The sequence below is a fragment of the Marinobacter antarcticus genome (assembly GCF_900142385.1).
GTDB classification, from domain to species: domain Bacteria; phylum Pseudomonadota; class Gammaproteobacteria; order Pseudomonadales; family Oleiphilaceae; genus Marinobacter; species Marinobacter antarcticus.
On the sequence record NZ_FRAQ01000001.1, the window covers coordinates 445199 to 471461 of the forward strand.

Annotated in this window: 28 protein-coding genes and 1 tRNA gene; 12 read left to right on the forward strand and 17 right to left on the reverse strand. The window is 55.4% G+C overall.

Annotation, left to right across the window (positions count from 1 at the left end; translation table 11 throughout):
- Window positions 1–43: 43 nt before the first annotated feature.
- The 6 genes from BUA49_RS02125 to BUA49_RS02150 all read right to left on the reverse strand — a co-directional run bounded on the left by BUA49_RS02125 (window position 44) and on the right by BUA49_RS02150 (window position 5193).
- Window positions 44–874, reverse strand: a complete 831-nt coding sequence (locus BUA49_RS02125) for a c-type cytochrome (protein ID WP_139248725.1) — start codon at window positions 872–874, stop codon at window positions 44–46.
- Between the two features lie 185 nt (window positions 875–1059).
- Window positions 1060–1272, reverse strand: coding sequence for a hypothetical protein (locus BUA49_RS02130; protein ID WP_228704383.1), 213 nt, complete (start codon window positions 1270–1272; stop codon window positions 1060–1062).
- The gene (locus tag BUA49_RS02135) at window positions 1272–2486 is read right to left on the reverse strand and encodes a YeeE/YedE family protein (RefSeq protein ID WP_072795145.1); all 1215 of its coding nucleotides are present in this window, start codon (window positions 2484–2486) and stop codon (window positions 1272–1274) included. Before BUA49_RS02135 ends, BUA49_RS02130 begins: the two co-directional genes overlap by 1 nt.
- An 11-nt stretch (window positions 2487–2497) precedes the next feature.
- Window positions 2498–3457 carry a sulfurtransferase gene (locus BUA49_RS02140; protein ID WP_072795147.1) on the reverse strand — a complete coding sequence of 320 codons (960 nt, stop codon included), beginning with the start codon at window positions 3455–3457 and terminating at the stop codon, window positions 2498–2500.
- A gap of 72 nt (window positions 3458–3529) precedes the next feature.
- Entirely contained in the window at window positions 3530–4402 is an 873-nt protein-coding gene (locus tag BUA49_RS02145; protein ID WP_072795149.1) for a DUF547 domain-containing protein, read from the reverse strand.
- A gap of 98 nt (window positions 4403–4500) precedes the next feature.
- Complete coding sequence (locus BUA49_RS02150; protein ID WP_072795151.1) at window positions 4501–5193, reverse strand: TVP38/TMEM64 family protein; 693 nt, start codon at window positions 5191–5193, stop codon at window positions 4501–4503.
- Between the two features lie 139 nt (window positions 5194–5332).
- On the opposite strand from BUA49_RS02150, the gene BUA49_RS02155 reads away from it, so the two are divergent.
- The 3 genes from BUA49_RS02155 to BUA49_RS02160 all read left to right on the forward strand — a co-directional run bounded on the left by BUA49_RS02155 (window position 5333) and on the right by BUA49_RS02160 (window position 7156).
- The gene (locus tag BUA49_RS02155) at window positions 5333–5926 is read left to right on the forward strand and encodes a TetR/AcrR family transcriptional regulator (protein WP_072795153.1); all 594 of its coding nucleotides are present in this window, start codon (window positions 5333–5335) and stop codon (window positions 5924–5926) included.
- A gap of 164 nt (window positions 5927–6090) precedes the next feature.
- The gene (locus BUA49_RS17740; RefSeq protein WP_175547541.1) at window positions 6091–6243 is read left to right on the forward strand and encodes a hypothetical protein; all 153 of its coding nucleotides are present in this window, start codon (window positions 6091–6093) and stop codon (window positions 6241–6243) included.
- 157 nt (window positions 6244–6400) lie between these two features.
- Window positions 6401–7156 (forward strand): C40 family peptidase, encoded by a 756-nt coding sequence (locus tag BUA49_RS02160; RefSeq protein ID WP_072795155.1) that lies wholly within the window; start codon window positions 6401–6403, stop codon window positions 7154–7156.
- 23 nt (window positions 7157–7179) lie between these two features.
- Here the strand turns inward: BUA49_RS02160 and BUA49_RS02165 are convergent, their stop codons facing one another.
- Window positions 7180–7803 carry a YbhB/YbcL family Raf kinase inhibitor-like protein gene (locus BUA49_RS02165; protein ID WP_072795157.1) on the reverse strand — a complete coding sequence of 208 codons (624 nt, stop codon included), beginning with the start codon at window positions 7801–7803 and terminating at the stop codon, window positions 7180–7182.
- A gap of 152 nt (window positions 7804–7955) precedes the next feature.
- On the opposite strand from BUA49_RS02165, the gene BUA49_RS02170 reads away from it, so the two are divergent.
- Both BUA49_RS02170 and BUA49_RS02175 read left to right on the forward strand, forming a co-directional pair.
- Window positions 7956–8288 carry an ankyrin repeat domain-containing protein gene (locus tag BUA49_RS02170; RefSeq protein WP_072795158.1) on the forward strand — a complete coding sequence of 111 codons (333 nt, stop codon included), beginning with the start codon at window positions 7956–7958 and terminating at the stop codon, window positions 8286–8288.
- A gap of 27 nt (window positions 8289–8315) precedes the next feature.
- Complete coding sequence (locus BUA49_RS02175) at window positions 8316–9056, forward strand: spermidine synthase (RefSeq protein ID WP_072795161.1); 741 nt, start codon at window positions 8316–8318, stop codon at window positions 9054–9056.
- Between the two features lie 25 nt (window positions 9057–9081).
- On the opposite strand, the gene BUA49_RS02180 is transcribed toward BUA49_RS02175, so the two are convergent.
- Window positions 9082–9642, reverse strand: a complete 561-nt coding sequence (locus tag BUA49_RS02180) for an LOG family protein (protein ID WP_072795163.1) — start codon at window positions 9640–9642, stop codon at window positions 9082–9084.
- Window positions 9643–9831: 189 nt separating this feature from the next.
- Between BUA49_RS02180 and BUA49_RS02185 the strand changes: the two genes are divergently transcribed.
- Window positions 9832–11142, forward strand: coding sequence for an NAD(P)/FAD-dependent oxidoreductase (locus BUA49_RS02185; RefSeq protein WP_072795165.1), 1311 nt, complete (start codon window positions 9832–9834; stop codon window positions 11140–11142).
- Between the two features lie 252 nt (window positions 11143–11394).
- On the opposite strand, the gene BUA49_RS02190 is transcribed toward BUA49_RS02185, so the two are convergent.
- A complete protein-coding gene (locus tag BUA49_RS02190; RefSeq protein WP_072795167.1) occupies window positions 11395–11997 on the reverse strand; it encodes a class I SAM-dependent methyltransferase in 603 nt (200 codons plus the stop codon).
- 406 nt (window positions 11998–12403) lie between these two features.
- Window positions 12404–12477, reverse strand: a tRNA-Gly gene (locus BUA49_RS02195).
- Window positions 12478–12550: 73 nt separating this feature from the next.
- Between BUA49_RS02195 and BUA49_RS02200 the strand changes: the two genes are divergently transcribed.
- The 3 genes from BUA49_RS02200 (at window position 12551) to BUA49_RS02210 (ending at window position 15429) form a co-directional block, all read left to right on the forward strand.
- Window positions 12551–14275 (forward strand): potassium/proton antiporter, encoded by a 1725-nt coding sequence (locus BUA49_RS02200; protein WP_072795169.1) that lies wholly within the window; start codon window positions 12551–12553, stop codon window positions 14273–14275.
- Between the two features lie 108 nt (window positions 14276–14383).
- Entirely contained in the window at window positions 14384–14944 is a 561-nt protein-coding gene (locus tag BUA49_RS02205; protein ID WP_072795171.1) for a L,D-transpeptidase family protein, read from the forward strand.
- A 203-nt stretch (window positions 14945–15147) separates the two neighbouring features.
- Entirely contained in the window at window positions 15148–15429 is a 282-nt protein-coding gene (locus BUA49_RS02210) for an Lpp/OprI family alanine-zipper lipoprotein (RefSeq protein WP_072795173.1), read from the forward strand.
- Window positions 15430–15533: 104 nt separating this feature from the next.
- On the opposite strand, the gene BUA49_RS02215 is transcribed toward BUA49_RS02210, so the two are convergent.
- The 5 genes from BUA49_RS02215 to BUA49_RS02235 all read right to left on the reverse strand — a co-directional run bounded on the left by BUA49_RS02215 (window position 15534) and on the right by BUA49_RS02235 (window position 20956).
- Window positions 15534–16319: a slipin family protein gene (locus BUA49_RS02215; protein WP_072795175.1), complete on the reverse strand. Its 786-nt coding sequence runs from the start codon at window positions 16317–16319 to the stop codon at window positions 15534–15536.
- Complete coding sequence (locus BUA49_RS02220) at window positions 16316–17833, reverse strand: NfeD family protein (protein ID WP_072795177.1); 1518 nt, start codon at window positions 17831–17833, stop codon at window positions 16316–16318. The genes BUA49_RS02215 and BUA49_RS02220 overlap by 4 nt, the downstream gene beginning before the upstream one ends.
- Before the next feature lie 62 nt (window positions 17834–17895).
- Window positions 17896–18954, reverse strand: a complete 1059-nt coding sequence (locus BUA49_RS02225) for a L,D-transpeptidase family protein (protein WP_072795179.1) — start codon at window positions 18952–18954, stop codon at window positions 17896–17898.
- A 117-nt stretch (window positions 18955–19071) separates the two neighbouring features.
- The gene (locus tag BUA49_RS02230; RefSeq protein WP_072795180.1) at window positions 19072–19497 is read right to left on the reverse strand and encodes a MarR family transcriptional regulator; all 426 of its coding nucleotides are present in this window, start codon (window positions 19495–19497) and stop codon (window positions 19072–19074) included.
- 172 nt (window positions 19498–19669) lie between these two features.
- Entirely contained in the window at window positions 19670–20956 is a 1287-nt protein-coding gene (locus tag BUA49_RS02235; protein WP_072795182.1) for an MFS transporter, read from the reverse strand.
- A 271-nt stretch (window positions 20957–21227) separates the two neighbouring features.
- Between BUA49_RS02235 and BUA49_RS02240 the strand changes: the two genes are divergently transcribed.
- Window positions 21228–22130 (forward strand): helix-turn-helix transcriptional regulator, encoded by a 903-nt coding sequence (locus BUA49_RS02240; protein ID WP_072795184.1) that lies wholly within the window; start codon window positions 21228–21230, stop codon window positions 22128–22130.
- Between the two features lie 10 nt (window positions 22131–22140).
- Entirely contained in the window at window positions 22141–23901 is a 1761-nt protein-coding gene (locus tag BUA49_RS02245; RefSeq protein ID WP_072795186.1) for an ExeM/NucH family extracellular endonuclease, read from the forward strand.
- 54 nt (window positions 23902–23955) lie between these two features.
- On the opposite strand, the gene queE is transcribed toward BUA49_RS02245, so the two are convergent.
- Entirely contained in the window at window positions 23956–24612 is a 657-nt protein-coding gene (gene queE / locus BUA49_RS02250) for a 7-carboxy-7-deazaguanine synthase (protein ID WP_072795187.1), read from the reverse strand.
- Window positions 24612–25277 carry a 7-cyano-7-deazaguanine synthase QueC gene (queC, locus tag BUA49_RS02255; RefSeq protein ID WP_072795188.1) on the reverse strand — a complete coding sequence of 222 codons (666 nt, stop codon included), beginning with the start codon at window positions 25275–25277 and terminating at the stop codon, window positions 24612–24614. The genes queE and queC overlap by 1 nt, the downstream gene beginning before the upstream one ends.
- Window positions 25278–25424: 147 nt before the next feature.
- Between queC and BUA49_RS02260 the strand changes: the two genes are divergently transcribed.
- Window positions 25425–25931 carry a 3'-5' exonuclease gene (locus BUA49_RS02260; RefSeq protein WP_072795189.1) on the forward strand — a complete coding sequence of 169 codons (507 nt, stop codon included), beginning with the start codon at window positions 25425–25427 and terminating at the stop codon, window positions 25929–25931.
- Window positions 25932–26263: the final 332 nt, after the last annotated feature.

Here is a 26263-nt window from a genome sequence, read left to right on the forward strand (position 1 = left end):
CCGGTTATCTTGGAAACCGCGCGCGTCAGACTTGTGCTCGACCTTATGCAGCGACGTTTGCCAAGCTTTTCCCCACTTTGGCTGAACAGGGATTCTTAGCCGCACAGGGATTTTTTGTAGCGCATGGATTCTTGCCAGCGCAAGGGTTACAGGCACCACACTTTCCGCCCTTGAGCGCGCATGGGTTGCCTGCCAGCTGCTTCTGAACCTTGCCCATATAGGTAGTCAGAGCGGCCAATTCCTCACTGTCCCACGCCAAAGGCTCGGAGGCCATAGGCTGGACCATGCAGATCTGAACCATTTCATCCAGGTGCACGGAGTCCAAGCCAAAGATATCCCGGGCCATGGCCACCGAGTGCGGGTAGGCATTGGCGAAGGTTGCATTGTAGCTGGCGCCATTGTTGTGACAGGTCGAACAGGACAAGCCATTACTGCTCAGTGACGGATCGTTAAACAGTTTCTCGCCCAAGGCCATCAGTTTGCAGGGATTGCCCTCGTATGACTGATAGTTGGCAGGCCGGCTCACCTTCTTGGCCGCACAGGGATTGGGTTTGGCACCGCACTTACCCGCTGCGGCGCACGGGTTGCATCCTTTCACAGCACAGGGATTACAACCCTTGGTGGCGCAGGGGTTCTTCGCGGCGCAGGGATTTTTGGTCGCACACGGGTTTTTGGCTGCGCACGGATTACAGCCAGCTTTGCAGTGCTGTCCGGCCTTGCACTTATTCTTGCATGGGGAACACGGGCTGCAGGCGGCTACCGCCAGCCCACTGGTGCCGAGCATGGCAGTCATCAGAGCCGCGGACCACCAGGTAGTGCGACGATGTTCATAGGAACTGCGGATGGCTTTTCTCAGAGGATGTATTGTAGACATTGTCTCTCTCCGTGATTATGGAGCTATTGGCTCACCGCCCAAAGGAGCGGTTAGGATAGAGACACATGACCTCCACAACTATTACACCCATTCTCAAATTTTATCGGTTTCAAAAAACAGAGCTCCCGGGCGGAACCGGTGGTTTCCTTCCCACTACTAATACCTAATACCTGCTTCAATACCGGTCAGTTTCTCGTTGACGGGCACGGCGCACCGCAGGGCGCGCAGGCTGTTTCATCCCGCTGGCTCAGTGCGGTTTCCACATTGCCCTGCCCGGAATTGAATGCAAAGGTTGGGCTGTTCAAATGATCCACCAGGATCAGTGCCAGAATAAATCCCAGCATCACCAGAATACGGGTGCGGCTGTAAGCTCGCTCCATGGTTTCAGACCCCTTCATCAGTTTGCCAGCCGGAACCAGGGCCGTAGCCGGATACCAATCAGCGACCCGACAAAGGCACTGGCGAACCATATCCAGGCGTGCAGGCTGGCTGAGGCAATGCCGGAAAACAGCGCACCGATGTTGCAGCCAAAGCCCAGCCGGGCGCCATAGCCGAGCAGCAATCCGCCTACCACCGCCGCCAGAAACTGCCGGCCTTCGGGCTTGTTGCGACTGGCTTCATTGAACCGGTTGGCCAAGCCCGCCGCGAGCATGGCGCCGAGCAGCAATCCGAAGTTCATCACCGAAGGGATGTTGGTGAGAACCGAGTCCTTCAGAGCCATGGCGGGATAATCCCATTGCCAGAACTCGAACTGGGACATATTTACCCCCACTACCTCGAGGGCCTTGGCGCCCCAGACGTTAAACGCAAAGGTGATGCTCCAGGGTGCGCCACCGATGGCCAGGGTGAGGGCATTGCCGGCGGCCAGAATCAGGATTGCCCAGGTGAATGGCCAGCGGCCGCTGATCAAAGTACGCAATACACCGTGCCCCTGGTTTTTCCAGAGCAGTTCATCCCGTTCAACATTGCCATGGGCCTTGCGCTCAATGCGGTTGACCCACCAGGCAATCAGCCCCAGGCCGACAAGCTGGGCAAGGATGGCACCGCTAATGCCGAAGGTGTTGACCAGTGGCACCGGATCGAACCCGGGCTGATCCAGCCACCAGGGCAGATGAATGGAGCCGAGCACGGCACCGGCGATAAAAAACACCAGCGTCACCACCATTCGAATGTTACCGGCACCGACGGTAAACAAGGTGCCGGAGCCACAGCCACCACCCAGTTGCATGCCTACACCGAACAGGAAGGAGCCCACAACCAGAGAGGTGCCCACCGGCGCCACCGCACCCACCAGGCCTTCCATGCCACTGTGCAGCATGGGCACCATGATCAGTGAGGTCACACCGAATAGCAGCAATTGGGCCCGCATGCCGGCACCGCGCTTTTTGACCACCAGATTGCGCCAGCCGGCAGTGAAGCCGAAAGCTCCGTGGTAGAGCGCCATGCCAAGCACCGTGCCCACCACAAACAGCGCTACCATGAACGGTGCTGTTTCCAACCAGATCAGACCACCCAACAGGGCAAGGCCAAACAGGGCGGTTGATACAATAAAGCGGTCCACCTGCCAACCCGGCTGTTGCAGACCAGGCTGGAGAACTGCGGAATCAGTCATTACTTTGCCACTCAGTTAAACAGGTCCAGAAGCTTCCCCAATCCTTTTTTGGCAACCTGCAGCGGACGGTTGCTGTCCTGAGACCATTCCGCCATGGAGCCGTCATAAAGCGCAACCTCCTGGAAGCCCGCCAGTTCGCTCAGCACGAACCAGTCCGTGGCTGCCCAGTGGCCGGTATTGCAAAAGGCAATTGTCCGGGCCTGAGGGTTCAGTTCAGCGGTGTTGACCTTATCGCTAATGGCGTCCTGGTCCAGATAAAACACCTGGTTTTGCTGTTTAATGAACGACTGGTGGGGCAGGTTCGTTGATCCGGGAATGGTGCCGGGGGCCTTAGCGGCCGGAGACTTGGTTTCGCCACGGAAATAGTCCACGGGGCGGGCATCGACCAGCTGCGCCTGGGTGTCCCGGGCGGCCTGAACTTCTTCCAGGCTGGCAATCAGGTGCTCCTGAAGTTCAGCGGCAAATTGCGCCACCGGCAAGCGGGCGCCCTCTCCCTTGGCTACCTCGTAGCCTGCGGCTTTCCAACCGGCAAGGCCGCCATTAAGGATGGTCACTGACTCATGACCCAGTACCTTGAAGGTCCAGTATACCCGTGCGGCGCTACCGAAATCGGTCGGGCCAGTGCCGGCCGGAACCAGAACCACTGTATTCCCGTTGGCGATCCCCAGGCTGCCAATCAGACGTTCCAGGAAGCGGACCGGAGGCATCAAACCGGCCACACCATCCCGGGTTTCCCGCCAGCCATCATTGGTGTAATTGCTGTAAACCGAACCGGGAATATGGCTTTTCTGGAAGCTGCTCCGATCGCCGCCATTATCGATGCCCGAGCGCACATCCAGCACAACAAGCTTCTCCTCATTCAGGCGCTCATTCAGCCATTGGGCATCCACCAGGGCAGGCACTCCCGGCTCTGCTCCGTAGGAAAACGCACTAAGCAGCATCAGTACAAGCAATGTCGTTAAACGATTCATCGCACCACCTCCAACTTGGAGTTCATTTTTGAACGATCATTATGGATCTTTAAATCCGTTATGCATAGCCGCTCATCTATTCTTTTTCGGTCTATGTAAATTGAGAATATTTCTATCGGCGGCAGGCAGATTGAGGGACCAGTCGTAGTCGATGTAATCCAGTTCCGACGTCCCGGCCACCTGTTCCGCTACCGCGTCGCCGGCCCAGCGCCGGATAAAGGCCCGAACCGATCCCTCCGCCTCAACAAAGTCCTGTTCGTACCATTTGAACAGTTCCGTGCCATACAGGGTGTTGCCAGTCACCCGAAGATGGTGTTGGGTGTTGAACGCCCGGCGAGTATTCTCTTCCAGCAGACCCTCAAGGTTGGCCGTAGTGTAAATCTGTTCTCTTAACGGTGGGCAACCCACAGAAGCGCAGTTTACGGCGAAGTGAACCCGCGCATCCTTCCAGCCTCGGGATTGATAGTCCTCACCCAGCAAAACGCCTTTTTCGATCTGGTTCAGGCTGAAGCGCTCCCCGCCAATCACGAAGTTTTCCCGCTCAAAGACACTGTCGACAAACGGGTTCACCCGGCCGCCATAATCCCAGACGGATGAAACCAACAGGCCGTCCGGCCGCTCGGTAAGTATCTGTTCGAGCATGAAAAAATTGTAGGCATTAATCCAGAAGGCTACGGACTCTTTCTGAGCCTCAAGGGTTCCGGTATCAAATTCCGCCAGAGCTTTGCGCTGCTGTTCCAGCGTCTGCGCCAAATCCGTATCCGCCAATGCGGACTGGTAATCAAACGCGGAGACCAGTCCGTTAGCGGGCAATGTTTGTTCAATGAGATAGTTGGATAACAGGCGTTGGTAGGGTTTGTAGAGGCCGGGATTGATATCCGCCCAAACCAGGCCGGGCAATAGAACCCATGCAAGAAAGCCGGTCACTAATCGATATCCACGCATAATCACTCCCAAGTCAGTCAGTCTGGTCAGTAGTAGTTCAGAATCATGACTACAGACCAAAACAACCCCGTTCTGTTACACATGCAATGCCGGAAAGCTCAGACCTTAGTATCCAGATGCAGGAAACGAGACAGCCGGGAGTGGGGGCGTCTGCCGAGATACAGCGGCAAGGTGCTCATCACCACAAGGATGACGGCAGCGGCAACCACCGTCAGCACAGGACTGAGTTCAAAGCTGTGGCCCAGTCCGGCAAACACAAAGGTCATGGGGATCATGCCGAGGGTTGTCGCGAGTGCGTAGCGCCAGAACGATATCGCAGTGACACCGGCGGCATAACTGATCAGCGCAAACGAAAACAATGGGATCAGGCGCGTCAGCGTCACCGCGATGAACAGAAAACGCTGGGACCCGGTGGCTGAGAATACCGGGTTGTCGCCCAGTTTGCGCCGAACCGCCTCACGCCCCAGGATCCGCGCCAGATAAAAAGCAATGATGGATCCGGCGAGGGCGCCCGACACCGCAATCGCGGTTCCGGTGAACGTGCCGTAAACGAGCCCTGCGGCAGCACTGATGGGCAGTGTTGGAATTGGCCCAACAACCACTGCGAGGATCATCAACAGCATCAGCAAAAATGGCCCGGACATACCCTGATCGCTAAGCCACTCAGAAAGCGCTACTGGTGCCAGACTCACAGGCATGCCCAGTTGACGAAGGATCAGCCAAATGGCCCCCATCAAGAGTGCGACAATGATCAGAATAGTGAGACGGAAAGCCCATTGTGAACGGTTCATCAGCGTATTCTACCGGTCACGTTGAGGGCGGGAAGGGTTTTCGGGAATTTTCAGCAACATCATCACGGTATCTGTTGCTGAGCGATCATTCAAGATATAATTGAATGAACATTCAAACCCGCAATTAACGGTGACACCCATGGCGAGAAGTCCCAGTTTTAATCGGGAAGCGGCCCTCGGCCAGGCCATTGGTCTGTTCTGGAAGAGGGGTTATAACGGCAGCTCAATGAAGCAGATTGAGCATGCTCTGGATATGCGTCCCGGCAGCATCTACGCAACGTTTGGCAGCAAGGATGGCCTCTATTCTGAAGCTCTGGCCCGCTATGCCCAGGCTGGCGGTGCGGAGCTGGCCAGGCATATGGCTGGTTACGATTCCATTGTAGACGGGCTCAAAGGCTACCTGCGGAAAATCGCAAGTGGCTGTGTCGATAAAGACGAAGTACCCTCCCGGGCCTGTCTCATCGTTAAAACCCTGCTGGAGGCAAGCAACACACACACCGGGCATTCAGACCAGGCCCGGGAAATCCTCGGAGCCATTGAGCAATCTTTCTCGGAATTGCTGGAGGAAGCCAAACAACGGGGCGAACTGAAAGACTCAACAGATTGCGCCCGTCTGGCCCGACTGATGCAAAGTCAGATCATGGGTCTGCGCTCCATTGCAGAGCGGAACCTCTCTGCCGGGGACCTGGAGGCTTTGGGCGACGATATGGCGCATATTCTTGACGCTTACTGAGCCGACTGACAGTGCGGCAGACGCTCCCGAATCCGCAGCATGCGAATAATCTGTAATCCTTCGTTCACTCGTGTGTCCATACCGTGAAAGCCACACCCCAGGACGTTGACTGAACTCAGATCAACAGGAGCGTGGCCGCTATACCAACGAAGAGGAACAGCATTATGAAAACTTTAACACTGATCGGTGCCCTTGTTGTATTCGCGTGGGGTGCAACAGCTTATGCGGACACACCAAGTGCCAGAGATCTCGAATGTGGAAACAACCATCCGTGCCTTCATGGCCCGATGGTCAAAGACGCAGGTGCAACCAGCTAAGCGATTTACCTGCTTCATAAACGCGATGAACCTCAGGCCTCCTGGGGTTCTAGCCGACGCACTAAGCATTCAAAAACCCGGCACGGACGACTAGAGTTAAACTGCGGAAGGCCGACGGTTGGTCATCAACACGTCCTGCACACCATCGGAGTGAAGAATGTTCCTGAACTGGCTAGCGAAACATCTCGCCGCTTACCTTTCCAAGCAAGTGGCGCAGCATTCGGTGCCCACTTCAACCTATGAAGCTCTGGGAAAGGCTCTCAGGCCGGGAGATGTTCTGCTTGTAGAGGGGGATACACGCATCAGCGTGGCAATAAAATACCTGACCCAGTCAACGTGGTCTCATGCGGCACTCTACCTGGGGCCGGATGCGGGCTTGGGAACCTCGGAATACGGTGAGCCACAAACTCTGATTGAAGCGGATCTCGAGTTCGGCATTCGCCCGCTGTCGCTATCCTTTTACCGTAACAGCCATACCCGCATCTGCCGCCCTGTGGGGCTTGATGACGAGAACATTCGCACGCTCACCGATTACGCCCTGAGCCGGCTGGGGCACCAGTACGATATGAAGAATGTATTTGATCTTGCGCGTTATCTTATCCAGACACCACCGGTTCCTGCACGGCACAGATACAAGCTGCTGTCATTTGGAAGCGGAGACCCGACACGGGCTATCTGTTCCACATTCATTGCGGAGGGTTTTCAGCGCCTGCGCTATCCGATACTTCCGACCATCGACACAATACCCTCCGACGACCCGAACTGTGCAAGCTGTATTCGTGAGCACTACCGGATCCGGCAAACATCCCTGTTCACACCGAGGGATTTTGATGCATCTCCGTATTTCCGGATTATCAAACCAACTCTGGAAAGCAGCTTCGATTTCAGAGCCATCAACTGGGCAGATCTGTAATCTGCCTCAGCCGCGCGCTGACCTTAGCGCAGGTCCGGATTCAACGTGTAGGTTCCGGTAACCCTGGCACTGGCCAGAACATGGCCGGCCATGGCGTTACGCACCGCCTCACCGTCAAACTCTCCGGAAAGACCAAGTGATTCCACATCCAGTGCATGCACTTCGTAGTGATAGTGGTGCAGCAACTCATCATTCCAGGGCGGGCAGGGGCCGTCGTAGCCGCAGTAGGTGCCTGCCATATCAGGGTTACCGGCCAGAAACTGGGTAAAGTTATTTACGCCGCGCAAGCCCACCGGGCCGAGACCTCCGTCTTTACCTTTGGGCAAAACGCCATCGCTGTCTTCGCCTTCCGGAATCCGGCTGATGCTGGCGGGAATATCCACCAACAACCAGTGGAAAAAATCCACCCGTGGAATATCTTTTGAAACCGTTTTGCCTTCCTGGTTTGCATCATCTGCCACACTGGGCACATCCGGATCAAACATCATAACCACAAAGCTTTTCGTGCCTTCCGGTGCACCTTCCCAGAACATGTCCGGGTTCCGGTTGGGGCCAAAGCTCATGTGATCTTCCGGGTTGAACACGCCGAACGCGAATATCTCCGGGACCGGCTTGCCCTCTTCAATACCCTCAACGTTCAGTTTCATGGCGCTTTCTCCTGTCGGTTATTGCAGTTAATTGCTGGGCTCTGTCTAAATGATTGTGCCAGAGACTAACCCATTCTGTGATAATACGTTGTATCAGCGGTATCGTACGCATGTCCAACCGACCTTCCAGTAACGCGTAAAACGGAGACCAGATGAACGAGCACAAGCCCGGCCAGCCGCAACAACCAGAGAGCCAGCTGGATGAAGACGCCATCGCCTTCGCCCAGGGGATTTTTGAGCTGGCACGTAACGGCGGCACCAATATGCTGCGCCCTCTGCTGGAAGCGGGAGTACCCGCAGACATACGCACCAGCGACGGCGACAGCCTGCTGATGCTCGCCGCCGGCAACGGCCATGCAGATACGGTGCAACTTCTGTTGGAAAAAGGCGCCAACCCAGAGCTACAGGACGCAGACGGTAATACCGCTCTGAGCCTTGCCCGCGCCATGGGTGCACAGGACGTCATCAAACACCTGGAACGCTAAGCCTCCGACCTCCTCAAAGAGCACCGCATGTTCAACAAAGGCGAGATTATTCACCACAGCCGGGACAAACTCGGCAGTATTCTGGTGATCGACTACCGCAAACATCGGGTACTGACCTTCAATTCGATATTTGAGCAGAGCAAGATCGACCGGCGATACCCCTACATTCCTGTGCACGAATATAGCCGGGCGATGCTCCTGCCAGCCGCCTTTTGCCCCCCGCAGCACGTCACCATACTGGGGCTGGGCGGCGGCGTAATGGCCAGTGCTTTTCATCACCTTTATCCGGATTGCCATGTGCACGCGGTTGAACTGAGGCAGGCGGTGCTGGATGTGGCTCGGGAATACTTCGGGTTACCCGACAGCGAACGCCTGAGCGTGACCATTGCCGATGCCCGCAATGCCCTGAGCGATCTTCCCGATGCCATTACCGATATGATCCTGGCAGACCTGTACAGCGCAGACCGTATGAGCCCAGCGCAGGCGCAGCGCCAGTTTGTAGAAAGCTGCAGCCGGGCACTGAGCCCTGGTGGTTGGCTGGTTCTGAACTACCACCGCGCGCCCGATCCCGAAGGGCCCTACTTCCGCCAGCTGAGAAAGCACTTTGCCACTCTGCTTATGTTCAAAAGCAAAACCAACAATACCGTTGTGTACGCCAGCAAACAGCCCTTCGACCCTATAAACCCGAAAGATCCCTCTCTTGCCGGCCTGGAAAAGCGGCTGCCGATCGACTGGAGCCGGCTAATGAGCAGGGTCAGCCGGCTTTGAATTCAACCGGGGAACTCATACCACCTCAGGACCACTTTTCCTGGGGCGGGGTGTAGTCCCTGAAGCCATCGAGCAGCTCTGTCGGAGTTTTCGCCACCACGATCATGTCCAAGTACTGCTGCTTTACAAACCCGGCGGCTACCATGGTTTTCACCATGTCCAGCAACGAATCATAAAATCCGTCAACGTTATAGAAAGCACAAGGTTTCCGGTGGAAACCAAGCTGGGCCCAGGTCCAGACCTCGAAGATTTCTTCCAGCGTGCCGATGCCGCCCGGCAAAGCGACAAAGCTATCGGCCAGCTCGGCCATCTTCGCCTTGCGTTCATGCATGTTGTTCACAACAAAAAGCTCGGTAAGGTCCGGGTGCGCCAGCTCCCGATTGACCAGATGCTGCGGGATAACGCCATAAACCTTGCCGCCGCTGGCAAGCACGGCATCGGCAATAATACCCATCAGGCCGACATGCCCACCGCCAAACACCAGATCTATGCCGTTATTACCGAAGAACTCACCCAGTTCTCTGGCTTTTTCAGCGTACATCGGCTCACTACCTGAGCGAGAACCACAGTAAACTGCTACTTTCATACTTTCCTGTCTCTTGCTGTGTGTCTAAATAATCGATACGTGTTCCGACCAATTGTGCCGACGGCACAGGCCGCGTTAGTATTATTATGGCAGTGTTAGTATCCTACCTTGTAAGCAGGCCCCAGTGACGACAGCCAAGCGTTTTTCTGAAAGAGCGCTTGGCTTTCTTTACTTACAGGCCTGATTGCTATGGATAATCTTCACCATATTGTTGTAGTCGGCGGCGGTGCCGGCGGTCTCGAACTTGTTACCAGCCTGGGCAAGAAGCTTGGTAAAAAGCGCAAAGCACGCATCACCCTCGTTGATGCAGGGCTGACTCACGTCTGGAAACCTCTGCTGCACGAAGTTGCATCCGGTTCTCTGGACGCCAGCTCCAACGAAATCAACTACCGGGCCCACGCCAGCAAGCACCACTACGAATTCCAGCTTGGGTGCATGAGTGGCCTGAACCGTGAAACCAAAGAACTGGTGATAGCGCCCTTTCTCGATAGAGATGGCGCAGAGGTGGTTCCCGAACGTCACCTGCAATACGATACGCTGGTTATCGCTGTTGGCAGCACTGCCAATGATTTTGGCACCCCTGGCGCTCAGGAAAACTGCCTGTTCCTGGACGGCCTGAAACAGGCTCAGCGCTTTCATGACTTACTGCTCAACGCTTTCTTGCGCAAAAACCATGAAGCCCTGCAGGGCCGGGATCATATACTGAACATCAGCATTATAGGGGCAGGTGCCACGGGCGTTGAGCTGGCTGCTGAACTGAGGTTGGCCTCACGAGAATTGCCGGTGTACGGCATGAACCACCTGAAAGCCTCCGATGTCTGCATCACCGTGATCGAGGCAGCCGATCGGATTCTGCCTGCACTGCCCGGCCGGCTCTCGGCAGCAGCTACCAAGGAACTTGGGCACCAGCATGTGAACGTTCTGAACGGCCAGCCCGTAAGCGAAATTCGCCCCGGTGTTGTTGTGCTGAAAGATGGCACGGAGCTGCCCTCGGAAATGACCGTTTGGGCCGCCGGCATCAAGGCACCAGCGTTTCTGGCCAACCTCGATGGCCTGGAATCCAACCGTGGCAACCAACTGGTGGTGCACCAGACCCTGCAAACCACCCAGGATACCGATATATTTGCCTTCGGCGACTGCGCCGCCTGCCCCCAACCGAATTCCGACCGGCCCGTCGCCCCCCGCGCCCAGGCTGCCCACCAGCAAGCCGATGCCTTGTTTGAAACTCTGTGCAACCGGCTGGAAGGCAAAGACGCCGTACCCTTTGTTTACAACGACTACGGCTCGCTGATCAACTTCAGCCGCTATACCACTGTAGGCAACCTGATGGGCAATCTCTCTGGCCGCAGCATGTACATCGAAGGCAAAGTCGCCCGGCTATTTTATGTATCGCTGTACCGCATGCACCAGGTGGCTCTGCATGGCTTTTTACGCACTGCCGTGATTTGGTTTATGGACAAGATGAACCGGGCGATGCAGCCGAGGTTGAAGTTGCATTGATAGACTCAACAATGGTGCTCCAGTGAAGGCAGCGGAATGACAACAAGAAAGAAATGATGGTTTCATGAGAATTGGAAAGGCAACAAAGCAACAGCCATATCCACGAGACATTTCTGGAACGAAGCGGAACCACAATTGAGCTGCCAGGTAAGTTTTCGCCATCGCCAGAATTTATACGCTGGCATCGTGAACGCCTTTTCATACAGTGAAAAAGTATAGAAGGATGCGATGCTTAAGCTTGCAAAGCACATTTTAAACGTCGAGCCACTCTGGGCTTTTGTGAAAAACCCCATTCACCCAATACTCATCCCGCCCCGGCCTGCGATCAGCGGTTTGCCAGATCGTTATCTTTTTGAGCTGCTGTAAAGCCCTTGCCCAGCTTTCCAGTTGCACCTCAGTAGCGTCGGTAAAGTCGCGGCCATTGTGTTCGCGCTGGCCCTCACCACGTTTGAAGCTCACGTATAAAACGCCGCCGGGCTTCAGAGCCTGCCAGAGTTTCGCCAGTGCCTGGGGTATCTGTTGCAAAGGGAGATGGAGCAGGCTGGCGCAGGCCCATATGCCATCGTAGACCTGATATTCGCTAACCTGATCAAACGTGCGAACGGAAACGGGGTGGCTTATGGCGCTGGATGCAAGATCGGCCAGCTTCTCGGAGGCATCGAAGGCGGTAACGCGATAGCCTCGGGCCAGAAACTCGCGGGAGTCCCGGCCGGAACCGCAGCCAGCGTCAAAAATGTGGGCGTTTTCGGGCAAGTGGGGTAAAAACCCATCGTACAACGCAGACATATCCACGTGCAGCGTTTCATTCAGAAACGCCTGTGCATGCTTGTTGTAGTAGGCAACCGATTGGCTCATACCGGGAAACTTCCTTTTATTATCGTCAGAGCACAATACAGTCTTGCCTGCGTCGAACGAAGACAAAGGCGTTATTGTGATCAAGCCGTCCCTCAAGAAGTACGGTATTTTTTCCGCCGAAAGCCCTCGGGGGAATGGTGCGTCCATGAACCACATAGTGGCCGTTTGCATTTCCCGGCCCACACTCACCTGATTTGTAAAAATGATTAAACGCTATTCGGCTCGGGAAGCGATCCGCCTGAATCTGTCTTTAACATGGCTCCGACATCGATGATTTGCCACCTATCAAGATGCGTAAAGGTTATTCTTACTTGCGCCCTGTAACGTGGCGACGGAGCAGGGTGAACAATCTGCTATTCACTCTTGCTTGTCTACTGGGCCTGCGATGGGCAAAATTGAGGGGCGATGGAGCGGGTGATGGGAATCGAACCCACGTGTGCAGCTTGGGAAGCTGCCGTTCTACCATTGAACTACACCCGCCAGAAGGCGTGACTACCCGCGCAATATAAGCGCTTCAGCCGGTCCCCGGCAAGCATTCTCTTTCGGAGTTCTGATGGATCCAACGCTCACCCTGGTAGGTGCCCTGATGATTGTCATCAGCATCGTTCTGAGCCCGCTTTCCAGCCGGGTCGGTATGCCGGTACTGCTGATTTTTCTGGTGGTGGGCATGATGATGGGCAAAGACGGCCCAGGCGGTATTGAGTTCGACGATTTCCAGCTCTCTTTCCTTGTCGCTAATCTGGCGCTCGGCGTTATCCTGCTTGATGGCGGCATGCGCACCCGGGCAGAAACCTTCCGTGTGGGTTTGAAACCCGCACTGGTATTGGCAACTTTTGGTGTTGCCATGACGGCCTTGGGGGCTGCATTCGTCGCCTGGCTGGTGTTCGATCTGCACTGGATGACGGCCCTGCTCATCGGCTCCATCATCTCATCAACCGACGCGGCAGCCGTATTTTCACTGTTGCAGGGTCGTGGACTGCACTTGAATGAGCGTGTAAGCGCCACCCTGGAAATTGAATCCGGCAGCAACGACCCTATGGCGATCTTCCTGACGCTGATGATGGTCACGCTGATTACCAGCGGTGGCGAACACGCTGTCCAGGACTCGCTGATTCTGCTGATAAAGCAGTTCAGCATTGGCGGCGTTGGCGGTATCGTCGGCGGTTTTCTGATTGCTGAGCTGGCCAATCGCATTCGCCTGACTCCGTCTCTTTATCCACTGCTGGTGGTCGCCGCCGGTATTCTGGTGTTTTCTGCCATCAACGCCCTCGGCGGCAGCGGGTTTCTGGCCATCTACCTGTGTGGCGTTGTGATTGGCAACCGCCAGGTACGGATGATGCCCATGATTCTCCAGGTACACGATGGTCTGGCATGGCTGGCCCAGCTCTGTCTGTTCCTGATTCTTGGCTTACTGGTTAATCCGTCCGACCTGCTTCCTCTGGCTGGAAGCGGCCTGATACTGGCGCTGGCGCTGATTTTTGTGATTCGTCCATTAACCGTGCTGCTGACTCTCTGGCCCTTCGGCTTTAACCGGCGTGAGCTTGGATTTATAAGCTGGGTGGGGCTTCGTGGCGCCGTGCCCATTGTTCTGGCCCTTTTCCCGATTATTGCCGGCTTGCCCGAGGCACAGCTGGTTTTCCATGCCGCGTTTTTTATTGTGCTGGTGTCCCTGCTGGTTCAGGGAACGACCCTTACACCGCTGGCACGTAAGCTGCGCCTGGAAATCCCTGCAAACGGCGAGCCCTTTCGACGTTTGCCGCTGGACGCGCCTGCGGCCGGGGACCACGAGCTGATGCTGTTCCCTTTACGGGGTGAAAACTGGGAAACACCAAGACTATTGGGCCAGCTGCGCTTTCCGGAAAACACTGCCGTTGCAGGGGTGTTCCGCAATCGGGTCTGCCTGCAACCCAATGCAGATCTTGAAGTATCCAGTGGCGATATGGTCGCCATGTTTGCCACGCCCAGCGTGCTGAAGGAGTTGGGCAAGTCACTGAGTGGGCGCCATACACCAAAATATCTTGCAGACAGGGCGTTCTTCGGGGACTTTGTACTGAACGGAGATGCGCTACTCGGTGACGTGGAACAGGTTTATGGCATCGAATTCAATGAGCTGCCACCGGAGTTGTCATTGGCGGAGTGCTTTGCGCGGCGCACCAAAGGTCACCCGGTTGTTGGCGATACCGTTGTTCTGGGGCCCGTTACTCTGGTGGCAAGGGCCACAGAGGCAGACCAGGTTACCAAGGTTGGTCTGAAAATGGACAAGTCACAAAATGCCTGATATCTGCACCGGATAACCATAAAAGTTAACAAAACCCCTTAACATCTGGCCAATCGGTTATGTTATAAACAGTCCTGCGTAAAAATTAATCATTGGTAAGTTAAGGTTATGGCTATTCCCCGTTTATTAATCCTGTGCCTTCTGGCTCTGTTTTTTTCAGCAAGCTTTCCGGCCTACGGCTCAGAATTGCTGGCCAAGGCAGATTCCCACATGCCGGCAAAGGACGATGCGCTAGGCAATTCTCTGGTGGTTAACAAGGTGCTGGTAAAAAAAGAGCAGCGTCGTCTCTATCTGATGAACGGGGAAAAAGTGATCCGGAGTTACCGCATATCGCTCGGTGATAATCCGGAGGGGCACAAGCTTTTTGAGGGCGACGAGCGCACGCCAGAAGGCGATTACACGCTGGACTGGCGTAACTCTGGCAGCGATTTTTACAAATCCATTCACATTTCCTACCCAAGTGGAAAAGACCGTGAAATGGCGGAAAGCTGGGGTCTGGACCCCGGTGGCAGCATTATGATTCACGGCCTGCCCAATGGCGCAGAAGACATGGCGTTTGCTTATACAGGCCTCGACTGGACCAACGGCTGCATCGCCGTTAACAATCAGGAGATAGATGAAATCTGGCAACTGGTCAATGACGGAACACCCATCAGAATCCTCCCCTGATCATTTCTCTATGACACAAGAATTAAGTTGTTGTCACAACCTGAAAAAAATTTACGTATACTTAGTTAACATTTCCTCTCAGAGTGTTTTACACTGTTTTACGACTCCGGTAGTCAATGCCTATCGGGCCGAAGCTGAGAGGAAGTCGTCTGAACTGACTTTCGGACCAACAGGAAGTAATTCGATCAATAAGGGGATTTATAATGCGTAAACTGACGATCGCCGGAATCGCACTGGCTACTGCTCTGACCGCAGGTTGTGCAACTACCGACCAGGGCGCTCTCGACGAAGCCAATGCAACTGCCAGCTCTGCTGAGATGACTGCAGATAAGGCAATGAACACCGCTAACAGCGCTGCCAGCTCTGCTCGTTCTGCACAGAAGACTGCAGACCAGGCCCTGGCCGCTGCTAAAGCAGCTCAGAAGTCTGCTGACGAAGCAAACGAGCGCGCTAAGCGTATGCTCGAGCGCTCCAGCCAGAAGTAAGGCTGAAGGTTAAGCACTGAAAAAAGGCCGGGAATCCCGGCCTTTTTTATTTCCTCCTCATACTCCCTGCACAGCGTTTCCAACCAGCCTGATAATACGACGCGTTACGACTCCGATTGCTGTGGCTGACTCTTGTCGGTCGCCTTCTCCATAAACATCTTTAGCATGTCTAAGGGTAGCGGGAAAACAATGGTGGATGAGTTGGTGTTGCTCATATCCGACAAAGTTTGCAGGTAACGCAATTGCATGGCACCGGAATCGGCTGACATCACCTGCGCAGCTTCCAGCAGCTTTTGAGATGCCTGCAATTCGCCCTCCGCGTGAATCACTTTCGCCCGCCGCTCACGTTCAGCTTCAGCCTGGCGCGCAATAGCACGAATCATGGATTCATTTAGATCCACATGTTTGATTTCCACGTTGGCGACCTTGATACCCCATTCTTCAGTCTGAGCATCAAGAATCTCCTGAATATCGGAGTTGAGCCTGTCCCGCTCAGACAGCATTTCATCCAGATCATGCTTACCCAGTACCGATCGCAAGGTGGTCTGGGACAACTGGCTGGTAGCAGCGTTGAAATCCTCCACCCGGATAATCGCACGCTCTGGATCCACAACCCGAAAATAGAGCACCGCGTTCACCCGCACGGTCACGTTATCCCGGGAAATCACGTCCTGGCTGGGCACATCCAGTGTGATTACCCGCAAATCCACCCGTACAATCTGCTGAATACCGGGAATCACAATGATCAGCCCAGGGCCTTTTACACCCTGGAATCGACCCAGAAAAAACACCACGCCGCGCTGGTACTCCGGCAAAATTTTGATGGCAGAACCCAGAATCAGCAGTAACACTACTATGGGTGCCAGCCAGGGAATCAGATCACCGATCATAAAGCCTCCTCGTTTCGCTGCTGGTTACTATGTGTCCGGTCAGCGTGCCGGCCGGCCGCTTCTACGCTAACGGTCAAACCGTCAATCCCGGTTACCTGTAAAGCATCGCCCTGTCGTACAGGATTGTCGCTCTCGGCCTTCCAGCGCTCTCCGCTGAGCCGTGCGTGGCCCCGGTAAGTATTATGCTCTTTGCGGAAATCATCCAGAGCAACCGCCTTTTCCCGGACTATCTGCTCGGTACCGCTTACAGGATGTTTTTTGCGTAATCCAACGAACCGGGTGACTGTCCACAGAATGAAACCTGCCGCCACAGCTGCAGTACCGCCAATGACCGGCAGAGAGATCGCACGATGGCTGCCGTCCATAAGAATGACCGATCCGGTAACAAACGCAACCAGGCCGCCCACACCGAGAATGCCAAAACTGGGGATAAAAGATTCACCGACAATAAACGCCAACCCCAGAAGAACCAATGCCAACCCGGCGTAGTTAACTGACAGCACCTGGAACGCAAACATCGCCAGGATCAGGCAGATGGCGCCAATAACGCCCGGCACCACGCCGCCCGGGTTCGCCAGCTCAAAGATAATGCCGTAGAACCCGATAATCATCAGGAAGTAGGCAACGTTGGGATGGGTAATCACAGAAAGCAGGCCGGTGCGCCAGCCCGGCTGCATGCGGACAATCTCCAGGCCGGCAGTCTGCAGGGTTCTATCGCCGGTGGCCATACGCACAGTGCGCCCGTCAATCTGGCGCATCAGCCCGGGTAGATCAGCCGCGACAACATCTACAACATTTCGCTCCAGCGCCTCACTGGCTCCCAGATTCACGGCTTCACGCACGGCTTCTTCAGCCCAGTCTGCATTTCTGCCATGGCGATCCGCGAGTCCTCGTATATAGCTGACTGCATCCTCCAGAACCTTGCGCTCCATAGCCGTTCCGCCGCGGCGCTTGCTGTTCTCGCCGGCACCGTCGTCTGGCGCCGTTTTCTGATCATCGCCGGAAGCACCGGCAGTGTCTTTTTCAGGCTGGGAGTCGGCAGGTGCTTCCGGGCTGCCCGGCAACCCACCCATCTGAACCGGCGTTGCGGAACCCAGATTGGTAGCAGGTGCCATAGCAGCGACATGGCTGCCGTAGAGAATATAGGTTCCGGCACTGGCGGCACGAGCACCCTGGGGAGAAACATAGGTCACCACCGGCACATCGGAGCCCAGAATGGTTTTGATCATTTCTCGCATAGAGTCCATAAGGCCGCCTGGCGTATCCATTTCCAGCACCACCAGCGCTGCACCTTCGGATTCGGCCCGGCGAATACCCCGGACAACATAATCCATGGTGGCGGGACCAATCACACCTTCAACCGTGAGAACCAGGGCGGTTCCGGAGCTCTTTTGCTGGGCAAATACCTGATGGGTCAGTGAAGCCAGTGAGAACAATGCGCCAGTCAGAAAAACCATGGCCCACACTCTCAACCATTTCTGACGGCCTGACCTGATAGGATGGTAGGACTGCATATCGCCTCCCCGGATCCAAAAGATGGTTCAGAACCCCCTGGCAAGCACCGAAACCGGCAGGATCAGAAATACAATTTCTGCTCAGGCTCTTCCGGTAAGGGGGGCTGTTTGTCTTTTGACGTCTTGTCGGACGCCATGCGTGTAACCTGTTCACCGACCATGGCAGGAATACCATCAGCCTGGTCTACTGCCAGCTCTATCGCCTTGCGCTGAACCTCAACACCCGGATGTTTCTGGCGAAATGCTTCAACTTCCCGGGTAACTTCACGCCAAAGGCGATCCCGATCCTGCTGACTGTATTCTTCATGGGGGCGATGAACCTCCAGCCAGACTTCGCCACCGGATATCCCCATTTTTACAGGATCATTAACAATCTGCACTGAAGTGCCCTTGCTCACCTGATAGACAAAGCGGGATATGTCTTCGTTATACATGCGAAAACAACCGTGACTCACCGGCATACCCACGCCAAACCGCTTGTTGGTGCCGTGAATCAGGTAACCCTGCTCACTCAACAGCAAGGCATGACTACCCAACGGGTTACCCGGGCCAGGGGGAATCATTCGGGGCAGAAAGTCGCCCGAGGCCTCATATTCTGCGCGAATGCTGGCAGGGGGGTACCATGCCGGCGATTCCAGTGGCATGGTTACCTTGGCATCTGTCAGTGGAGACGGGTTCTCAGAGGTACCAACGCCAACCGGATAAACCTGCACGCCATCCCCGGTAAAATAGTAAAGCCGATACTCAGCCAGGTTGATAACAATACCTTCCCGGCGTGCCTCCGGGATAACATACTGGCGCGGCAGTGTAATCGTAGTCCCTTCACCAGGCAGCCAGGGATCCACACCCGGGTTGGCTTTCACCAGCTCAAGATAGCCCAACGCAAGCTGGCTACCCACTTCGGCAAACGTATCTTCGTAACGGGTAGTAAACACACCCAACCGACCGGCCAGATCACCGTTCACCTTAAACGTTGGCACCCGGGGGCTGCGATCAGGCGCCTTTCCGGAAGCAGGTTTTTCAGATGTGCTGCTCTGCTCTGCGGCCCATAGGGGCTGGAAAACCAGCGCACCCGCCAGCAGCATCAGTGTTGAATACTTTTTAAATTCCATAAATCCCATTCCAGAAAAACCTGCATCTCCGCGTGCAGTGACAGCAGCCACCCTCAAGAGTTCCAGACCACCGATGATTACCCGGTTTGTTTCGGTAACGCGGAGCGGAGGCTATCACCTGAAGCACTATTTCTGCTTTTCAGCATTATCCAGGATTTTGTGGAACACCTTCAGTGAATTCTCGATATCGTCGAGGCTGATACCGTCAAGCATTTCTTCCCGCAATGCATCGGCCCGAGCGGACAGAACTTCCATGAACTCCCGACCGGGATCGGTGAGGTGCAACCGACGAGCCCGTCGATCCTTGGGGCAGGCACGGCGCTCTATCAGTTTCTGATTTTCAAGGCTGTCGAGCAGGCGGACAAGTGTAGGGTTTTCAATGGCCATCAGACCCGCCAGTTCACGCTGGGTAAGACCTTCGCCACCCTGCTGAAGATAGACCATGGTGGTCCAGCGGGCCTGAGTAACACCCAGGTCTTTCAGGCGCTCGTCTAAAAGCTTGCGCCAGCGACGAGTTACCCGAGCGACGGCAAAGGGGAACTGATCTTTCATGGTTAATACTCCGTTCCGGGGCCGGAATCGCGCTTCGCGAGTCACACAGTGCCGACCAAAAGGCATAACACTAAGGGAATGCTACCAATAGTAAGCTAACCATTGAGATAAAAACAGATATTAAAACAAAACAAAATCGGTGAAAACCGAAAGATGGCCCCAGACTCATGCGTCAGCCTGTCTGGCGCATGGACTCCTCATTCATTTCCTCAACCTCTGGAGACTCCTGAAACTCCGTATTCCGCGGATCCAGTTCTGCCAGTACAGAAGAGGTTTCGGGCATTGCTGGCACATAGTGCTCCTGATCCGCAATGGCCACGTCGTCAGTGAAGGTAATGCGCAGAGACGTGATCACCGCAAGCACCAGCAGGAAAGCGGCATTGCCCAAAAACAGGCCTTTTGGCCCCATAAGGTTAATCAGTTCAGCCATCGCAATGGGGCCGATAACGCTGCCGACACCGTAACTGAGAAGCAAGGTGGCACTGGCCGCCACAATCCGGGTGCTTTCCATGCGGTCGTTGGTTATAGCAACAGAAATCGGGTAGATCATGGCCGAGAGCCCGGTGAACGTACCCACCAGCAACATGAGTAGCCAGAGATTTCCGGCGCCCATAAAGCTCACAGCGACCGCTGCCAGAGCGGCAGCAAACACTACCCAGAACATCACCCGGCGGCGATCAAAACGGTCGCAAAGCCGCCCCAGTGGCCAAGCAAGAAGCATGGCCGCAATAATGGCGCTGGCCATAAAGGTTGAGGTCTTCGCGACATCAAGCCCCATCAGGGTTGCGTATACCGGCCCCAATGCATAAAAGCCGCCGACCAGCACGCCACAGACCACGGCGCCGGAAACGCCGGTAAACGACTCACGGGCAAGCGTGAAAAACGATATGCGCTGAACCTGTTCGATAACCGGTGCTTCCATCCGGGTCAGAGACAGGGGAATCAGCGCAAGCGCCAGCAGAATCGCGGCCAGGGAGAACGGCATAAAGTTGGCCGGATCACCCACATTGATAAAAAGCTGGCCGCCTGCTGCCGAGAGGTAGAAAACGATCTGGTAAACCGCAAACAGTGCGCCCCGATTAGTGTTGCTGGCGCGGCTGGAGAACCAGCTTTCGATGACAACCAGAACGCCGGCAATGCTGAACCCCGAAAGCACCCGCAAGAATGCCCAGAACTCCGAAGAAATGGCCATAGGGTACATGAGTGCAGTCACGGCAGAGATCGTCGCAAATACAGCGAACGCGCGGATATGACCAACCCGGCCGATGATCCGGTGTACGTAGAGGGTGCCCAGAACAAAGCCTATGGAATAGCAAACCAGCACCCAACCTATAATGTCGGGTGAAACCAATTCGATACTCAAACGAATACCCAACAACGTCGTCAGAAACGCGTTTCCGCTGACCAGCAGGACAATACTCAAAAGGAGAGCAGACAGAGAAGTGACCGTTCGGGTCATTACAGAAGCTCCGGGCTTTGCGGTGCAAATTGATTGGGGCTGGAAGTCAGAGTAGCAGCAAGAACCCGACTTTGCTGAAACCGTATTACAACAGCACCTAAGCAGCGTGGCCACTACGCACTTCCCGAATTTCAGCACGCGACCCAAGAGCGTCAAACCCGCCTATGGCGCGGTTTCACAATGTTTCACATTAATGTGCCGTAACAGACCTGCCTCGACATAGGAGGTAACATAAACAGCAGCTATTTAATAAACCCGTGAGCGTTTGGTTATGAAAAAAACGGACTGGCCCATTCGATGGGACTTGTTGCTTCGTTACCGACTTATTGAAACCATTGCCCTGTGGGAAGGTCGCCTGACCACCAACCACATTTGTCACAGCTTTGGTATCGGCCGGCAGCAGGCATCCAAGGATATAAACACTTACCTTCGCGAACTAGCCCCGGGCAATCTCGTTTATGATCGTCACCTCAAGGGCTACGTACCAGCAGCGCGTTACCGGCCCGTTGTTACCCGGGGGTACGTCAGCGAATATCAGGATCTGCTCGCGCGCCAGCAGAGCCTTAGCAACACCTTTGAAGACCTTGATATCGGCCTGCCGGACAGCATGGTTGTAAACAGCCCCAACCGGGTTATCGCACCCGAAACCATGCGCGCCGTGGTAGCTGCCACCCGTCATGGCCGTCAACTCAAAGCCAGCTACGCATCCCTGAGCCGCCCTGAAGCCGTAGAGGGTATTCTGGAACCGCACACGCTGGTGTGCACGGGCAACAACTGGCACCTGCGCGCCTGGAGTGAATCCAACCGCGAATTCCGGGATTTTGCCCTCAGCCGTTTCCACACTGCACCCACGGCCCTGCGACAAAAAGCCAAACATACTAGCCAGCAGGACGATGACTGGAACCGCAACGTCACGATGTCGATCTCCCCTGATCAACGCCTGACGGAAGCCCAGCAAAAGATCATCGCGTTGGATTACGGTATGGAGAACGGTCGCCTTAACGTTGATACCCGGGCCGCTCTGGCGCCATATGTATTGTCGCGGCTTGGAATTGCACTGGACAACCATCATCCTGATCCGCTGATACAACAACTTGAACTGACCAATCCGGATCAGCTCGGGTTTGGCAGCAAGCGCGAGCGTGCGCTGAAAGCCGCCGCAGGCCTCAGCTAAGCTGATCAGCGTGACCCCAAGCGCACGGTTTTTTTGTGCCCTCACTCTTACCCTGGTACTACCTGCCTCAGAGGTTTTGGCGGCGAACCTTTGTGGCGATCCGGCGATACCGGTCTCTGAGATTCAGGGCCGGGGCGACACCTCTCCGCTCGTCGGCGACCGGGTGACTGTGGAAGGCGTCCTCACTTTCGACGCCCGCATGGACGGCGGGTTTGACGGTTTTTATCTGCAACAGGCTGATGGCGAAACCGACGGCAACCCTGAGACCTCCGAAGCACTGTTGATCTATACCCGCAAAAAGACGGGGGCGTTGGGCGAGCGTTTGCGCGTTACCGGCACCGTTAAAGAATTCCATGACCTGACCGAGCTGGCCGACATCCGAACCATCACCTCCTGCGGTTCGGCACCCCTCCCGAAAGCTCAGGTTCTGGAGCTGCTTTGGCCGGATACCCTGGAGTCACTCGAAAACATGCGAGTCCGGGTGGCCCAGCCGTTGACGATTATCGATTCCTGGAACCTTGCACGTTACGGCGAGCTCACGCTGGCAGCCGGCGATCAGGTGGTGCCCACGGAATACCTGGAGCCCGACCCACAGGCCACACTGATTGCCGACCGAAACCGGCAGCAGAGACTGCTGCTGGACGATGGCCGCAGCGTTCGCGATCCCAGCCCGATACCCTGGCCACCCGGCGGCCTGAGTGATGAGAATACGGTTCGCACCGGCGATAAAATCCAGGAGCTCTCGGGGATTCTTGATTACCGGTTCGGAGCCTGGCGGATACAACCGGAAAAACCACCGATTTTCGAATCTGTAAACATGAGGCTGCCAGCACCCGGCCGGCCGGCAGAGCCCCATGTCCGGGTTATGACCATGAACCTGGAGAACTACTTTAACGGCAATGGTGAAGGTGGAGGCTTCCCAACTGCACGCGGCGCGTCAACAGCTTTGGCACTCGAGGTACAGCAAAGGCGGCTGGTAGCAGCACTGCGGCGACCAGACCCGGACATTCTGGCGATCACCGAACTGGAAAACGATGGCTATAATGAGAGCAGCGCAATAGCACAGCTGGCCAGTGCTCTCGGGCCAGAATGGGCCTTTGTTGCGACCCCGGGCGCAGACGGCCAGGACAAGATCCGCACGGGCTTACTATACCGCCGTGATCGCATCGTAGCCGAAGCACAGCCAAAACGTCTGAACACCGGCCCGTTCAGCAACAGGGGCCGCCCACCACTGGCACAGATCTTCCGCCCCGAAGGTCAACGTCATGCAATTCAGATAATAGTGCCACACCTGAAATCAAAGTCCTGCCAAGGTGCAACGGGTGACAACCGGGACAGGAATGATGGCCAGGGGTGCTATGCCGGGCGTCGCACAGAAGCCGCTCAGGCCCTTACAAAATGGCTGGATCAGCTACCGCAGATCCCCGATCTTGCAGGCACGCTGATCACAGGCGATCTCAACAGCTATTTCCGGGAAGCGCCGCTACAGGCTCTGCAGCAGGCGGGATTCACCAGCATGGTGCATCATTTTCACCCCTGCACGGCACAGCAATGTGATCATTACACATACCGGTACAAAGGCGAAAAAGGTTCGCTGGATTACGCTCTTGCTTCGTCTTCGCTCAAACCCCGGATTCTCGGCGCCAGAACCTGGATCATCAATGCCGACGAGCCAGCGCCTCTGGGGTATAAAAACAACCTGCCTGGCACAGCCGCGTCGCCTTGGCGCTCCTCTGATCACAATCCGGTGATTACCGATATCCGGCTCTGACCGGATCCTCCGGTTCCTGAAAAACCCTTCCCCCACACATCGGCTCCCGTGTGATCAGTCAATACCGATGATTTTGTGCATCTGCAAAGTCAGGCGCCAGCGGGGGTGGGCCAGGCAGTAATCCGTGGCCTTGCGGGTGTTGCTCTGCTTGACCGGGTCTGTATCGTTATCAGGGGCTGACGGGGAGGCCATGGGCGACAGGAAAAAATGCCGGGCGTTTATATGAGTGAACCTTTCCGGCATGGCCTTAGGCTGGGGATACACCAGTTTAAGCTCATCGCAGGCTTCAATTACCACAGGAGCATTCGCCTTGGGGCTCACGCAGAGCCAATCGATGCCGGCAGGCGCGGGCAGGGTGCCATTGGTTTCCACACCCACCTCAAACCCTTGCTGATGAAAAGCATCAATCAGTTTTTCGTCCAACTGCAGTAACGGCTCTCCGCCGGTACAAACCACGTAGGGTGCTCCTGGCGCATCCGGCCAGAGCCTGCGGATATGGGCCGAAAGAGCTTCTGCGGTTTCAAAGGCACCGCCGTTCTGGCCATCTGTGCCTAAAAAGTCCGTATCACAGAAATCACAAACTGCCGTTGCACGGTCTTTTTCCCGGCCTGTCCACAAATTGCATTTGCTGAAGCGGCAGAATACTGCAGCTCGACCTGCTTGGGCTCCCTCACCCTGCAAGGTATAAAACGCTTCCTTGACACGGTACATCAGCGCCCCGCCTCATAGGCCAGCGGATCTGGAAGACCGTTTTCAGCAAAGGCTTCAAGCCGCTCAACACAGGAGCCACAAAGTCCGCAAGCTTGTTCCCGCCCGTTGTAGCAAGTCCAGGTATTGGCGTAGTCGAGCCCGAGCTTCAGGCCCTCAGCCAGAATTTCGCCTTTTCTTATGTGCATGAACGGTGCTTCGATACCCACGGGCTCATAGTTGGCAACCCGGCATACGGCATCCATTTTCTCTACAAACTCCGGCCGACAGTCAGGGTAAATAGCGTGATCGCCACCATGGGCGCCATACCACACAGCACCGGCATTCACGGTTACGGCATAGCCGGTAGCCAGGGAGAGCAGGATCATGTTGCGGTTGGGCACCACCGTAGCCTTCATGTTTTCTTCTTCATAATGGCCTTCGGGTATGTCTTCGCCGGAGGTAAGCGCGGAACCGGACATAACCTCGCTCATAGCACGGATATCAATAACTTTGTGTGGGATATCGAGGTCAGCGCAAACAGAGCGGGCAACATCGAGTTCTCGGACGTGACGCTGACCATAATTGAAGGAGAGCGCATGAACCCGCAATCCCCGTGCGCGCGCACAGTGAAGCAGAGTAAAGGAGTCCATACCTCCGGAATAGATTACAACCACAGTGTCAGTCATGCAGGCTCCTGGCAAAGAGATAATGGGTTCTGTAAAGACCGGGTAATAGAATGAGGGTATTGTAACAGTGCAAAGGCGGGTTGGGTTCGCGTCCATGAAGACAGGCGGGTAGACTGACCCCAAAGTAACCTGATAACCAGACTGCCAATGACCTCCAAACTGCGCCCGGCATTTATCGACTTCGAGGCATCAAGCCTTGACCTGATTGCAAGCTATCCGATCGAGGTAGGGGTTTGTATGCCCGACAGCGCACTGCATAGCTGGCTGATTGCCCCCCACGTACTCTGGCAGGAATGGTCTGAAAGCGCAGAGGGGATTCATGGCATTCCGAGGGCACGGTTATTGACTGAGGGCCATGCAGTAACTGAGGTGGCTCATCACCTCAACCAGCTGTTGTCCGGGCAGGTTTTCTGTGATGCCTGGACGTTTGACAGTTTCTGGCTGTACCGGTTATTCAGGGCTGCAGGTGTGAAGCCCGGATTTCAACTGGAGTCTGTCTCTGTACTGCTCGATTCCCGGCAGGTAAAGCAGTGGCCATCTGCGCGACAACAGGTAATTTCTGACCTGGGCCTGCCTGTTCACCGGGCGGCAAACGATGCGCTGATTCTGCAAAAAACCTGGGAATACGTCAGTGCTTCAGAGCACGCGCTTTGAGAACGATCATCCCCAGACCATCCCTCAGGGTGCATAGCGCCCAAATGGCCCTGGGTATCTGTACGAGTTAGCGGCTACGGACTTTCCACTACCGAAAAAAAACGCAGCCAAAAAGGCTGCGTATAAAGGAGAGATCCATTGGACACCTGGCTGGCAAGTATCTGGATTTGCACAACGTAAAAAAACGTGACAAAAGAATTATGAGGGTGCTCCCTACATCCGTCTGTACGCGTTTGCCGAAGCGCTCGAGCTATTGCAAACACTGGGCTAACAGATACACTATTAGTTCAAATGAATCAGTAAAGCCGACTATGATCCGAATGATTCCACAG

Bases quoted from the DNA above. Each gene is read 5' to 3' on its own strand.
- BUA49_RS02150 (WP_072795151.1), bottom strand. From the start codon at position 5,193: ATGAACCGTTCACAATGGGCTTTCCGTCTCACTATTCTGATCATTGTC.
- BUA49_RS02185 (WP_072795165.1), top strand. From the start codon at position 9,832: ATGGATAATCTTCACCATATTGTTGTAGTCGGCGGCGGTGCCGGCGGT.
- queC (WP_072795188.1), bottom strand. From the start codon at position 25,277: ATGACTGACACTGTGGTTGTAATCTATTCCGGAGGTATGGACTCCTTT.
- BUA49_RS02175 (WP_072795161.1), top strand. From the start codon at position 8,316: ATGTTCAACAAAGGCGAGATTATTCACCACAGCCGGGACAAACTCGGC.
- queE (WP_072795187.1), bottom strand. From the start codon at position 24,612: ATGTACCGTGTCAAGGAAGCGTTTTATACCTTGCAGGGTGAGGGAGCC.
- BUA49_RS02200 (WP_072795169.1), top strand. From the start codon at position 12,551: ATGGATCCAACGCTCACCCTGGTAGGTGCCCTGATGATTGTCATCAGC.
- BUA49_RS02230 (WP_072795180.1), bottom strand. From the start codon at position 19,497: ATGAAAGATCAGTTCCCCTTTGCCGTCGCTCGGGTAACTCGTCGCTGG.
- BUA49_RS02125 (WP_139248725.1), bottom strand. From the start codon at position 874: ATGTCTACAATACATCCTCTGAGAAAAGCCATCCGCAGTTCCTATGAA.
- BUA49_RS02145 (WP_072795149.1), bottom strand. From the start codon at position 4,402: ATGCGTGGATATCGATTAGTGACCGGCTTTCTTGCATGGGTTCTATTG.
- BUA49_RS17740 (WP_175547541.1), top strand. From the start codon at position 6,091: ATGAAAACTTTAACACTGATCGGTGCCCTTGTTGTATTCGCGTGGGGT.
- BUA49_RS02170 (WP_072795158.1), top strand. From the start codon at position 7,956: ATGAACGAGCACAAGCCCGGCCAGCCGCAACAACCAGAGAGCCAGCTG.
- BUA49_RS02155 (WP_072795153.1), top strand. From the start codon at position 5,333: ATGGCGAGAAGTCCCAGTTTTAATCGGGAAGCGGCCCTCGGCCAGGCC.
- BUA49_RS02140 (WP_072795147.1), bottom strand. From the start codon at position 3,457: ATGAATCGTTTAACGACATTGCTTGTACTGATGCTGCTTAGTGCGTTT.
- BUA49_RS02225 (WP_072795179.1), bottom strand. From the start codon at position 18,954: ATGGGATTTATGGAATTTAAAAAGTATTCAACACTGATGCTGCTGGCG.
- BUA49_RS02235 (WP_072795182.1), bottom strand. From the start codon at position 20,956: ATGACCCGAACGGTCACTTCTCTGTCTGCTCTCCTTTTGAGTATTGTC.
- BUA49_RS02205 (WP_072795171.1), top strand. From the start codon at position 14,384: ATGGCTATTCCCCGTTTATTAATCCTGTGCCTTCTGGCTCTGTTTTTT.
- BUA49_RS02240 (WP_072795184.1), top strand. From the start codon at position 21,228: ATGAAAAAAACGGACTGGCCCATTCGATGGGACTTGTTGCTTCGTTAC.
- BUA49_RS02220 (WP_072795177.1), bottom strand. From the start codon at position 17,833: ATGCAGTCCTACCATCCTATCAGGTCAGGCCGTCAGAAATGGTTGAGA.
- BUA49_RS02260 (WP_072795189.1), top strand. From the start codon at position 25,425: ATGACCTCCAAACTGCGCCCGGCATTTATCGACTTCGAGGCATCAAGC.
- BUA49_RS02165 (WP_072795157.1), bottom strand. From the start codon at position 7,803: ATGAAACTGAACGTTGAGGGTATTGAAGAGGGCAAGCCGGTCCCGGAG.
- BUA49_RS02210 (WP_072795173.1), top strand. From the start codon at position 15,148: ATGCGTAAACTGACGATCGCCGGAATCGCACTGGCTACTGCTCTGACC.
- BUA49_RS02215 (WP_072795175.1), bottom strand. From the start codon at position 16,319: ATGATCGGTGATCTGATTCCCTGGCTGGCACCCATAGTAGTGTTACTG.
- BUA49_RS02180 (WP_072795163.1), bottom strand. From the start codon at position 9,642: ATGAAAGTAGCAGTTTACTGTGGTTCTCGCTCAGGTAGTGAGCCGATG.
- BUA49_RS02130 (WP_228704383.1), bottom strand. From the start codon at position 1,272: ATGAAGGGGTCTGAAACCATGGAGCGAGCTTACAGCCGCACCCGTATT.
- BUA49_RS02160 (WP_072795155.1), top strand. From the start codon at position 6,401: ATGTTCCTGAACTGGCTAGCGAAACATCTCGCCGCTTACCTTTCCAAG.
- BUA49_RS02135 (WP_072795145.1), bottom strand. From the start codon at position 2,486: ATGACTGATTCCGCAGTTCTCCAGCCTGGTCTGCAACAGCCGGGTTGG.
- BUA49_RS02190 (WP_072795167.1), bottom strand. From the start codon at position 11,997: ATGAGCCAATCGGTTGCCTACTACAACAAGCATGCACAGGCGTTTCTG.